Consider the following 10,992-nt stretch of genomic DNA (forward strand, 5'->3'; position numbering starts at 1 on the left):
GGCGAACAGCGGCCGATGGATACGCTGCGAGGCTTTGTCCAGGCTGTCTGGAGCCATGACCCCAACCGCGCGCCGTTTTATGCCCATGTCGCCGATCCGGCCGACCCCGCCGGCGCGAAGATCAACCAGAGCTGGATCACTCCCGACAGCCGGACCAATTCGTACGAACTTCGCCGCATCACCACGCCCTACGATGTCGATGGCCGCCGCACCGACTTCTACGAGCTTTACTGGGCCGACATCACGCAGGGCACGACGCGAGGCCGGCTTGCCGCCTGGGTGACAAATCTGCTGTGGCGCAAGCCCACCGACATACCGCCGGACGCCCGAAAGCTCTATCTGGTCACTCTGGTTGCCGCCATCATCGTCCTGGTCGCGACGCTCGCGCTTGCGACGTCGGTTTGGCAGCAGCAGATTTCGTGGACCGTCGGCGTCCTCGTCACCATCCTGGCCTCGTTCGTCATCTGGTCGGTGGACCGTTTTGGCCTTCCCTATTTCGGCGATGTCGCGGGCTATGTGCGCGCTGAAGCGGCCACGGTAGAGAAGCGGGCGCTGATCCGCGACCGCGGCCTGAAGCTGCTGAAGCGTCTGATGATGGACGATACCTACGATCGCATCGTGCTGGTCTCGCACAGCCTCGGCTCGATGATCGCCTATGACCTGTTGCAGATCTTGTGGTCCGATTTCAGGCCCCGAAAACTCGAGGCCATCCGCGACAAGGCGAAACTGAAGGCTATCCACGCCATCGACAAGGCGACGCTTGTTGCCGACGGCTCGGCATGGCCCGGCAGCCTTGACGATCTTGCCGGGTTCCGGCGCGATCAGTGGGAGCTCTATCGCCAACTGCGCACCAGGGACGACAGCCATCGGCCTTGGAAGATCAGCGATTTCGTCACGCTTGGTAGCCCGCTGACCCACAGCGAATTTCTGGTGACGCACAATCTCGCCGAATTCAGGCGCGGCATCGCCGAGCGCCTGTTCTCGGCATGTCCGCCGATTGCCGAGGGAGCGGCGGCCGGTGGCACCGTGCTTTATCAGGAAGGGCGCAACCGTTCTTCCGGCAAGCCACAGCGGGCGGTGCATCATGGCGCGGTGTTTGCTGCGACGCGCTGGACCAATATCTTCGACCGCGGCAACGGTTGGCTGACGGGCGATCCGATCTCAGGGCCGATGGCGGAGAATTTCGGCCCGGGCGTGGAGAACGTTCAGGTCGAGCTGCGCGGTTCCCTCGGCCGTGTCTTCACCCACACGCTGTACTGGTCGTTGGCGGCGACCGGTATCGAGGTTGCTGCCGGCGATCAGCCGCGCTCGCATCTCGCCGTGCTGCGCGACGCTGTCGACCTCGGTCGCAAACTGGAGCCGAGCCAAGCCGAAGTGCCGGCGATTCCTCCCCGAAAATAAGAACGGATTTCAGCGAACGGGGTCGTGGCAGCGCCGCTCGACAACTTCAAAGCAAAGCCGCTCCGGGCGGGCCAGAGTGGCTTTGTTGCAAGTGCAGTTCAACGGTTGGTGATAAAAACCGCTTCCTCATCGTCGCGCTGCCTGCCGCCAAGGGCCGCGGCAGCACTGGCGATAAAGGCGCCGATGGCCAGCGAGAGCGCACCAAGCAGGGCAAACGTCGCGCTGGCCTTCCTGGCTGTGTCGGCGGCCTGCTGCGCCTTGACCTTGGCGTCCTGGGCCTTGGCGAGGACGGCATCCACCCGGGTCCTGGCATCTGCTTCCGAAAGCCCCGTGCGAACGGCGACCAACTGCGACAGATAGGTTTTGTCGTCTGCGGAAACCTCGCCTGCCGCGGCGCCGGCGATCAGGATGCGCGAAGCCTGCCCAACCGCGGCCGCATCGCTGTCCGGATTGGCGGCCGCGAGCTTGCCCGGATCAGCCGGACGGAACAGTGAATCCACCAGGTAGGATGTCGCATTGTCGGCCGACGCGCTGCCGGCATTGGCCGAAGCCCCCGCCGATGCGCCCATGGCCGCACCAGACGCGATGGTGGACACCGCCTGCACGCCCGAGCCTATGGCAGCGGAAAGCGCGGAGCCAAGCACGCCGACGACGAGCAGTGTGGCCAACGCCCAGGCAAGAAAGCCATGGGCGGTATCACGGAAATACACCTCGTCCGTGTGGATGCCGACCCATTTGGTGCGCAGGCGTCCGGCAAGGTAGCCGCCGACACCCGAGGACAGCCATTGCACGATGATCAGCCAGACGGCGGTGGATGCCGCGAAAGTGGTGACAGATGCGCCGGATCCCGACCAGGGCGACACCATGCTCAATCCAAGCCCGGAGCCCAGCAGCATGAGGATGAAGGTCAGCGTCGAGGCCGCGAAGGCACCGGCGATGATCGGTCCCCAACTGACGGCGGTGGAGGAGGATTCTGTTGAAGTGGAAACGTCGACAGCCGATAGGGTGGACTGCATAAGTGCCCCCTATCGTACGAACAGCATGATCAGAATGATGATCGGGATCGGTATGCCGAGCAACCAGAGCAAAATGCCGCGTCCCATGGAAGCCTCCTGTTAGAAATTGTGATCGATATTGTCACAATGTCTCGCAGGGACTTCCGTTCCGGCGCGTTGCAAATTGATTTTGTTGCCGCCGGTGGAACAATTGGCGCGCCGCAGCGCGCCAATTCAGATTTAACGGCCAGATCAGATATCCAGATTGGCGACCGACAGCGCGTTGTCCTGGATGAACTCGCGCCTGGGCTCGACCTCGTCGCCCATCAGCCGCGAAAACAGCGAATCCGCATCGGTCGCGTCATTGACCTTGACCTGCAGCAGCGAGCGCACGTTCGGATCGAGCGTGGTTTCCCACAGCTGTTCGGCGTTCATCTCGCCGAGACCCTTGTAGCGCTGCATCGTCAGGCCCTTGCGGCCTGTCGCAAAGACCGCATTGAGCATCGCCAGCGGCCCCGAGATGGTTTCGGAGACATCCTTGCGGCGCAGCACCGGCGGCGACCCGTAGACCTCGCTGAGGCGCTGTGCGTAGCGGTCGAGCTGGCGTGCGTCGGCCGAATTGATCAGCGCCAGGTCGAGATGCGCATATTCCTTGACGCTGCGCACCGTGCGCTCGAACACATAGCCGCCAACGCCTTCATTCGAGGTCGACATGCGGCCGGTCCAGCCGCGCTCGGTGTCCTCGGCAATGATGTCGAGGCGTTTTGCAATCCGCTCCGCCATGTCGTTGGCGCGACCGAGATCGGCGAACACGTCCGGGTTGAGCCCACCGGCGATCGCCGCCTGCTCGACGACGCCTCTGTTGTAGCGCGTGTGCAGGCCGTTGATCAGCTGGCGCACCGCCAGCGCGTCATCGATGGCGCCACGCAGGTCCTGCCCGATGCGAACCTCGCCCGAGCCGAGCGTAAGCGATGCTTCCTCCAGTCCCGAGCCGATCAGGAACTCCTCGAACGCGCTTTCGTCCTTGATGTATTGCGAGCTCTTGCCGCGCGTCACCTTGTAGAGCGGCGGCTGGGCGATGTAGAGATGGCCGCGCTCGATCAGCTCCGGCATCTGCCGGAAGAAGAAGGTAAGCAGCAAGGTTCTGATATGGGCGCCGTCGACGTCGGCGTCGGTCATCAGGATGATCTTGTGGTAGCGCAATTTGTCGGCGTTGAACTCGTCCTTGCCGATCGAGGTGCCGAGCGCCGTGATCAACGTGCCGATCATGTCGGAGCCGAGCATGCGGTCGAAGCGCGCCCGCTCGACATTGAGGATCTTGCCGCGCAACGGCAGGATCGCCTGGTTCTGGCGCGAACGCCCACCCTTGGCGGAGCCGCCGGCGGAATCACCCTCGACGATGAAGATTTCGGATTTCGCCGGGTCGCGTTCCTGGCAGTCGGCCAGTTTGCCGGGCAGGGAAGTGACGCCGAGCGAACTCTTGCGGGTGATATCGCGCGCCTTGCGCGCCGCTTCGCGCGCCGCCGCCGCCTGGATCACCTTGTCGACGACCACCTTGCCTTCGCTCGGGTGTTCTTCCAGCCAGGTGCCGAGCGCTTCGTTGACCAGGCCTTCGACGACAGGACGGACTTCCGACGAGACCAGCTTGTCCTTGGTCTGCGAGGAGAATTTCGGGTCGGGAACCTTGACCGACAGCACCGCCGTCAGACCTTCGCGGCAATCGTCGCCGATCAACGAGACCTTTTCCTTCTTGGTCAGCCCAGAGGATTCGCCATAGCCGGTGATCTGACGCGTCAGCGCGCCGCGGAAGCCGGCCAGATGCGTGCCGCCATCGCGCTGCGGGATGTTGTTGGTGAAGGCCAGCACGTTCTCGTGGTAGCTGTCGTTCCACCACATCGCCACTTCGACGGTGATCCCGTCGCGCTCCGCCCGGATGGCGATCGGCTTGTCGATCAGCGGTTTCTTGACGCGATCGAGATATTTGACGAATTCTTCGAGGCCTCCATCGTAGTGCAGTTCATGGCGCACGACATCGGCGTGACGGGCATCGGTCAAAATGATGCGCACGCCGGAATTGAGGAAGGCAAGCTCGCGCAGCCGGTGTTCCAGCGTGCCGAAGTCGAACTCGACCATGGTGAAGGTCTCGGCCGACGGGAAGAAGGTGATCTGGCTGCCGCTGCGGCCCTCATAGGTGCCCGGCTGCTTGTCCTGCTCATAGGTGCCGGTCGCCTTCAGAGGTGCGTCGGCATTGCCATGCGTGAAACTCATCTCGAAGATCTGGCCGTTGCGGCGGATCTTCAGCTTTAGCCACGCCGACAGCGCGTTGACCACCGAGACGCCGACGCCATGCAGGCCGCCCGAGACCTTGTAGGAATTCTGGTCGAACTTGCCGCCGGCATGCAGCTGCGTCATGATCACTTCGGCCGCCGAAATGCCTTCTCCGGTGTGGATATCGGTCGGAATTCCGCGGCCATTGTCGATCACAGTGACCGAACCATCGGGGTTGAGCGTCACGGTGACGAGGTCGGCGTGACCGGCCAGCGCCTCGTCGATGGCGTTGTCGACCACTTCATAGACCATGTGATGCAGGCCCGAGCCGTCGTCTGTATCACCGATATACATTCCGGGGCGTTTGCGGACAGCGTCCAACCCCTTCAAAACCTTGATGGAATCGGCGCCGTATTCGGCTTCAGCGCCGTTGTTGTTGTCGATCTGATCGCTCATGAAAACCTGTTGTCTGGATGCCGCCTGCACAGCGCGAAAAGTCCGCGCCGAATCGCGCCTCTGATATCGACTAGATATAGGCGCAAAAGGCGGTTTTTCCAAGGTTTGCAGGCATTTCACTGGGAATGGCCGGCTGCCAATGGCGGGCCTCCGCCGGCCCCCATTTCACTTCGGCCAGCGGTCCTTGAGAAACCTTGATCATGAACTTGTATCTCGGCGCCAGCCGCCTGCTGCGGTCGCGCCCCGGCGTCATGTCGGGCGGGCGGCCGGATCAGGCGGTGGTCGTCGTTGGCGATGACCAGGGCCAGGCGCCACCACTGCGGTGGCGGTGGTGAGCATAGGCAGCAAGGCAAACAGCAAGCGCAAATCGAACTGCCCCCCAGTTCGTTCCTGTGCACGACCACCTCTCTATGGCAGCAAACCGGGGTTTTTTGCGGAAGACCAGCGTTTTCAGCCTGCCCGCATCGGCTTCAAAGCCTCGCTCCAGCGCAGCAGCCCGTCGAGCATGGTTTTGGCTCCGCCCTGCACCTGTTCGCTGGCGTTGAAAGCGCCATTTTCGTCGAGCAGTTTCTGGTACATCGGCAGCGCGACGCCTTCCGGGATCGGCATGACACCTACCGAGGTCAGCAGCGGCTTCAGCGCTTGCGCCGCGCGCAGGCCGCCGGAGACGCCGCCATAGCTGAAAATGGCGGCTGCCTTGTACTTCCATTCGCGCGAGAGATAGTCGATCGCGTTGACGATCGCCGGCGCCACGAAATAATTGTATTCCGGCGCCACGAAGACGAAGGCATCGGCGGCATCGATCGCCTTGGACCAGGCTTTGGTATGATCGTTCTGGTAGTTGCCAAGCCTTGGATGGTGCGGTTCGTCCAGCACCGGAAGCTTGAACGCATCGATGTCGGTCAGTACAGGCTCGAATTTCCCGTGCTCGCGCGCGAACCTCTCCAGCCACTCGGCAAAAATCGGTCCGGCGCGGCCTGGCCGCGTGCTGCCGATGATGATGTTCAACTGGTGCTTCAAGCTGGGCTCCTGCGGTGGCGGTATCCATTGGTGACTGCCACCTAGGGCATGCCGCTCGGGGCAACAAGAAGGCACCTCGCGGTAACCGGTCACATTCCGGAGAGTAGGGCCTTGCCGTTCGGTCACATGGACGCCTGCTTTGCGGCCCACTACATTGGGTCATCAGCGGAGCACAGCATGGACATCCAGCCCGCCCCCTTCATTCCCCCGGCGCCGAAGCCGCGCACGACGCCGCCCTCGACGCTAGAGATGATCCGCATCGTCTACCGCAACCCGCTCGAATTGTGGGGTGAGCATACCTACAACGAGCCGTGGATCTCGGCGAACGGCGTTGGCGGACATCTGATCGTCGCCAATGATCCCGCCCTGATCCGGCATGTGCTGGTCGACAACGCCAGGAACTACAAGATGGCGACGGTGCGCCAGAAGATCCTGCGGCCGATCCTGCGCGACGGCCTGCTCACCGCCGAGGGCGAGGTCTGGAAGCGGTCGCGCAAGGCGATGGCGCCGGTGTTCACGCCGCGCCACATCTTCGGCTTCGCCCAGCCGATGCTGAGGCGCACGCAGGACTTCGTCACCCGTTACGAAGACGGCGGCACGTCTGACATCGCCCATGACATGACGCTGCTCACTTATGACATCCTGGCCGAGACGCTGTTTTCCGGCGAGATATCAGGCGAGCCCGGCAGTTTCGCCAACGAGATCGACCGCCTGTTCGAGACCATGGGTCGCGTCGATCCGCTCGACCTGTTGCGTGCGCCCGACTGGCTGCCGAGGCTGACCCGCATCCGTGGCCGCAAGACCATGGCCTATTTCCGCAAGATCGTCACCGACACGGTCAAGATGCGCGAAGCGAAATTCAAGCGCGATCCCGATGCCGTGCCGCAGGATTTCCTGACACTGCTGCTCAAGGCCGAGGGACCCGACGGACTGACGCGGGCCGAGGTCGAGGACAATATCATCACCTTCATCGGCGCCGGCCATGAGACGACGGCGCGTGCGCTCGGCTGGACGCTCTATTGCCTGGCTGAATCACCGTGGGAGCGCAACCGGGTCGAGCAGGAGATCGACCAGGTGCTGGCGCGCGAGCCCGATCCGACGAAATGGCTCGATGCCATGCCCTTCACGCGCGCGGCTTTCGACGAAGCGCTCAGGCTCTATCCGCCGGCGCCGTCGATCAACCGCGAGCCGATCGAACCGGAAATGTGGAAGGATCTTCATATCCCCAAGCACGCCGCGGTGCTGGTGATGCCTTGGGTCGTGCATCGCCACAGGAAACTGTGGGACCGGCCGGATGCCTTCCTGCCGGAACGCTTCCACCCGGGAAATCGCGAAAAGATCGACCGCTTCCAGTATCTGCCGTTTGGCGCCGGCCCACGCGTCTGCATCGGCGCCAGCTTCGCCATGCAGGAGGCGATCATCGCGCTGGCGATCATGCTGTCGCGCTTCCGCTTCGACACCACCGCCGAAACGAAACCCTGGCCGGTACAGAAACTGACCACGCAGCCGCAAGGCGGTCTACCGATGCAGGTCACGCCGCGTTAGGCGTGACACCTTCAGGCAGTTGCGCCGAATTAGGCCGCGGGCTTGCGTTGCTGGAACTGGCCGGCGGCGCGGTAGCGCCAGAGATAGCTGGGCAGGATCGTCGCGATCGACTGCGGCTGGATGCCTAGCCCCGCAAGCGTCCTGTTGGTCTGGTTGGCGGCGTCCGAAACGATGTTGTGCTCGCGCAGCTGCATCACCTGGTCCTTGGTCAGCAGCGGGTTGGGCAGGAGACCGAGGATCGAGGCCTGGATGTTGGCCACCCACCACGGAACCGGCACCAGCAGCCGCTTGCGCTCGATCACGTCGAGCAGCTCTTCCATACACTGCTTGAAGGTGAGCACCTTCGGTCCGCCGAGTTCATAGATCTGGCCGCCATCCACCTTGCCGTCGACCGAGCGCGCCACCGCTTCGGCCACGTCGCCGACATAGACCGGCTGAAACTTGGTCTGGCCGCCGCCGATCAGCGGCAGCACCGGCGAATAGCGCGCCATGTTGGCGAAGCGGTTGAAGAAGCCGTCTTCGGGTCCGAAATTGATCGACGGCCGGAAGATCACGGCGTCCTTGATCGTCTCCAGCACAGCCTTTTCGCCAAGCGCCTTGGTGCGCGCGTAGTCTGATTCGGAGTCCAGATCGGCGCCAAGCGCAGAAATGTGGGTCAGGCCGCGCGCTCGGTCGGCGCCTTGCACGGCGCGGTCTACCGACCAGCGCACGCGCACATTGGCCTGGACCGGCTGGATCTGGCCGACATTGCCGAGCGGCTGCAAATGGCCGGCGAGATCGGGCCGCCGGCAGGCGACCCGGATGCGATAGCCGCGCTTGGCCAACGCGCGCACGACATGGCGGCCGACAAAGCCTGACCCGCCAAAGACGACGACGAGCTTTGGGGTCTGCAGGATTTCGGTCATGGCTGGCTCCGGCGCTCGCAGGCTTGGCTGAAGCCGTTTCATAATCCGTTTCGTGCCAAAGGCAAAGGGCGACGCGTCGTCGCTATCAGCCTGTCAGAACGCTTTGCCGATACGGTTGTCGACCGAATGGCGGTTGCCGCCGCGAATGACGAAGAAGAGCAGGATCGCTGCCCACAGCAGCGACTTTTCCGCACCCGAATAGCCTTGGCCCATGGTGACCCAGTGGAACCAGACCGTGACCAGCAGCACGAACAGGCCGGCAAAGGCGGCCGGCCGCGTCAAAAAGCCGATGGCGATGAAGATGCCGCCAAAGAATTCAGTGCAGGCCAGAAGCAACGACCACAACGCGCCCGGATAGAAGCCGAGACCCTCGACCATCTCGGCAGCGCCGAAAGGATTGGTGATCTTCTGCGAACCGTGGATGGCGAGAAACCCGCCGGCGACGACGCGAAGAACGGTTTCGGCACCATCGTGCAGGGCCGCGTAAAACCTGCCAAGGACCGGGATGACAAGGGCGTTGCGGGGATTGTCCGTGCTTGCCGACATTGTAGCTCCTCTGTTTTGCTCAATCAGCGCAAACGGCCGATCAGGTTGGTCGAAGTCAAATAAACAAAAGTTGACCAAAACGAGAATGTTTTACCATCGTGCGATCAAAACGCAGAAAACCCCGCCGAAGCGGGGTTTTCCGGGTGACATCCATGCGAAGCCAGGGGCCGACGGCGCGGCCTGACCTGAGACGGTATCAGGAGGGCGTGAAGCAAGTACGCCCACCCCAGCCCTGAACATCCGACATGGTGCCACCAACCTTCTTGCAGGCGGCGACGAAATCAGCGCTGCAATTGGCGAATTTTGCATGGCCGTTCTTGCAGTAGTGGTCTTCGGTGGCCCCGCCGCTCGGGGCAGCGATGACACCCGGGCTGGACGGCTTGACCGGTGCGGCCTTCAGGGTGGCTGCCTGTGTGGCGCCCATGAACGAGCCGAGCAGAAGGACGGCGGTCAGCATGGTGATCTTGGTGTTGGTCATGGCAATTTCCTTTGATTTGGGTTGAGTTTTCCGAAGCGCGAAGGACCGGCCTTCGCGTGATGCAGGCTTTCGATTTCGGTTTGCTGCTTCCCTCGGTGTGGATCGGGCAAGCTCGCCTTGCCCTGGACAAAGCTGGGTCGCAGCAAGGCGCGGAAAGGTTCAGCGGCGCGCAAAGAAAATCGCACTGCGCCGCGCCTGCGGCGGACGAATTCCAGATAACTAATTGATATTTAATAATATTCAGGAAGAATAGCGTGCAGCGAATTCGGAAATGCGCTGCACCACGGCCTTCGATGCGGTAATGCCGCGCGCTTGCGCCTTCTCGGCGGCCTCTGCGCGGGCACGACCGGGCACATGCACGCCGAAGCGCCGCCGCAGCCGGTCAAGCTGGTCCTTCATTCGTTGCTCGAAATCTGGATCGAGCAGCTTGGGTTCGATAGCAAGCACGAACAGTCCCGTGCCGGGGCTGTCCGGCCCGCCGCTGAACCATGGCGCGTCGAGCGACCAGTTGGCGCCCGACAGGCCCGCCCCCAGCACCTCGACCATCAGCGCGGTGTTGGCGCCGCGCGGACCGCCGAAGGCGAGCATTGCACCCTTCATGGCGGCGGCGGGATCGGTGGTCGGATTGCCGCTGGCGTCCAGTGCCCAGCCTTCCGGGATTGTCTTGCCGTCCTCGGCCGCTTTGCGGATGTTGACGAAAGCGGTGGCGCTCGACGACTGGTCGATGACCAGCGGCGCCCCGTCGGCGGCAGGCGCGGCAAACGACATCGGGTTGGTGCAGTAGACCGGCTTGACCGAGCCCGAGCCGGCAAGCACGGCCGGGCCGTTGGGGGCTGCGAACGACACCAGTCCTTGTGCTGCCAGCCTTCCGGTGAAATAGCCGAGCGCGCCGCATGTATAGGCGTTCTTCTGCGAGAAGATGGCGACACCGAACAGCTTTGCCGCCTTGGCGAGGTCGTCGATGTTGCGGTCGAAGCCGGTATGCGCCAGCCCGCCGCGTGCATCGGAGAGATAGACTGCCAGCGCCGGCCGTGTGATCACCGGGTCGGCATTGCCGTCGATGCGTCCGGCTTCCAGCGCCTCGAGATAGTCGATGAAATGCGACAGACCGACCGAGGAAAGCCCTTCGGCCTCGGCTGATATGATCGAAGCAGTGAGCGATTGCGCCGCTTCCTCATTGGCGCCGGCGCCAAGTGCCGCCATCCGGCACAGTCCTTTTGCCTGGTCGAGACTGAGTTGCATCATGGCCGTCCTAGGGGAGTAGGGGAATAGGGGAGTACGGGACAGTGGGCAGTGAATAGCGAATGGGGATGGAAATGTGAATGTGGATAGTGGCCCGATACTCCCCTACTCCCCTACTCCCCTACTCCCCTACTCT

11 protein-coding genes are annotated in these 10,992 nt (G+C 63.1%); 3 read left to right on the forward strand and 8 right to left on the reverse strand.

What is annotated here, in order from left to right:
• On the forward strand, positions 1-1,401 hold a 1,401-nt coding region (locus EOA22_RS12795; protein ID WP_127390001.1), incomplete at its 5' end, for a hypothetical protein.
• 98 nt (positions 1,402-1,499) lie between these two features.
• On the opposite strand, the gene EOA22_RS12800 is transcribed toward EOA22_RS12795, so the two are convergent.
• The 3 genes from EOA22_RS12800 to EOA22_RS39525 all read right to left on the reverse strand — a co-directional run bounded on the left by EOA22_RS12800 (position 1,500) and on the right by EOA22_RS39525 (position 5,322).
• Positions 1,500-2,417 (reverse strand): hypothetical protein, encoded by a 918-nt coding sequence (locus EOA22_RS12800; RefSeq protein WP_013528199.1) that lies wholly within the window; start codon positions 2,415-2,417, stop codon positions 1,500-1,502.
• A 231-nt stretch (positions 2,418-2,648) separates the two neighbouring features.
• Complete coding sequence (gene gyrB / locus EOA22_RS12805; protein ID WP_013528198.1) at positions 2,649-5,120, reverse strand: DNA topoisomerase (ATP-hydrolyzing) subunit B; 2,472 nt, start codon at positions 5,118-5,120, stop codon at positions 2,649-2,651.
• A 70-nt stretch (positions 5,121-5,190) separates the two neighbouring features.
• Positions 5,191-5,322, reverse strand: a complete 132-nt coding sequence (locus tag EOA22_RS39525) for a hypothetical protein (protein WP_255337201.1) — start codon at positions 5,320-5,322, stop codon at positions 5,191-5,193.
• Between EOA22_RS39525 and EOA22_RS38100 the strand changes: the two genes are divergently transcribed.
• The gene (locus EOA22_RS38100; protein ID WP_155924935.1) at positions 5,315-5,455 is read left to right on the forward strand and encodes a hypothetical protein; all 141 of its coding nucleotides are present in this window, start codon (positions 5,315-5,317) and stop codon (positions 5,453-5,455) included. The genes EOA22_RS39525 and EOA22_RS38100 overlap by 8 nt on opposite strands.
• Positions 5,456-5,570: 115 nt before the next feature.
• Here the strand turns inward: EOA22_RS38100 and EOA22_RS12810 are convergent, their stop codons facing one another.
• A complete protein-coding gene (locus tag EOA22_RS12810) occupies positions 5,571-6,140 on the reverse strand; it encodes an NADPH-dependent FMN reductase (protein WP_063169841.1) in 570 nt (189 codons plus the stop codon).
• A 177-nt stretch (positions 6,141-6,317) separates the two neighbouring features.
• Between EOA22_RS12810 and EOA22_RS12815 the strand changes: the two genes are divergently transcribed.
• A complete protein-coding gene (locus EOA22_RS12815) occupies positions 6,318-7,685 on the forward strand; it encodes a cytochrome P450 (protein WP_013528196.1) in 1,368 nt (455 codons plus the stop codon).
• A gap of 29 nt (positions 7,686-7,714) precedes the next feature.
• Here the strand turns inward: EOA22_RS12815 and EOA22_RS12820 are convergent, their stop codons facing one another.
• The 4 genes from EOA22_RS12820 to EOA22_RS12835 all read right to left on the reverse strand — a co-directional run bounded on the left by EOA22_RS12820 (position 7,715) and on the right by EOA22_RS12835 (position 10,856).
• Positions 7,715-8,590: a complex I NDUFA9 subunit family protein gene (locus EOA22_RS12820; RefSeq protein WP_127390002.1), complete on the reverse strand. Its 876-nt coding sequence runs from the start codon at positions 8,588-8,590 to the stop codon at positions 7,715-7,717.
• Positions 8,591-8,683: 93 nt separating this feature from the next.
• Positions 8,684-9,136 (reverse strand): DoxX family protein, encoded by a 453-nt coding sequence (locus EOA22_RS12825; protein ID WP_013528194.1) that lies wholly within the window; start codon positions 9,134-9,136, stop codon positions 8,684-8,686.
• Between the two features lie 196 nt (positions 9,137-9,332).
• Positions 9,333-9,614 carry a hypothetical protein gene (locus EOA22_RS12830; RefSeq protein WP_013528193.1) on the reverse strand — a complete coding sequence of 94 codons (282 nt, stop codon included), beginning with the start codon at positions 9,612-9,614 and terminating at the stop codon, positions 9,333-9,335.
• 240 nt (positions 9,615-9,854) lie between these two features.
• A complete protein-coding gene (locus tag EOA22_RS12835; RefSeq protein ID WP_164755389.1) occupies positions 9,855-10,856 on the reverse strand; it encodes an Ldh family oxidoreductase in 1,002 nt (333 codons plus the stop codon).
• Positions 10,857-10,992: the final 136 nt, after the last annotated feature.

Origin of the sequence: Mesorhizobium sp. M7A.F.Ca.US.014.04.1.1 (assembly GCF_003998745.1) — a bacterium.
Lineage (GTDB): Bacteria > Pseudomonadota > Alphaproteobacteria > Rhizobiales > Rhizobiaceae > Mesorhizobium > Mesorhizobium ciceri.